Here is a 294-nt window from a genome sequence, read left to right as displayed (position 1 = left end):
TCGATCACCCCGCACACCCAGTTCGAAGCCGAAGTGTACGTGCTGTCGAAGGAAGAGGGCGGTCGTCATACCCCGTTCTTCAAGGGCTATCGTCCGCAGTTCTACTTCCGCACGACCGACGTGACGGGTGCGTGCCAGCTGCCGGAAGGCGTGGAAATGGTGATGCCGGGCGACAACATCAAAATGGTGGTGGAGCTGATTGCCCCGATCGCCATGACGGAAGGCCTGCGCTTCGCGATCCGCGAAGGCGGTCGTACCGTGGGTGCCGGCGTCGTCGCCAAGATCGTCAAGTAA

The 294-nt window shown here is 61.6% G+C and carries 1 protein-coding gene; it reads left to right on the top strand.

The genetic code is table 11. The features are described from left to right. Nucleotides 1-294 (top strand): EF-Tu C-terminal domain-related protein (locus ISP15_RS18460; RefSeq protein WP_449757828.1); only part of this gene is annotated, 294 nt, incomplete at its 5' end.

It is taken from the genome of Dyella jejuensis, from assembly GCF_044904675.1.
Classification (GTDB): Bacteria; Pseudomonadota; Gammaproteobacteria; order Xanthomonadales; family Rhodanobacteraceae; genus Dyella_B; species Dyella_B jejuensis.
Note: the sequence above shows the minus strand (reverse complement) of the source record. Positions and strands in the feature narration are given on the sequence as shown.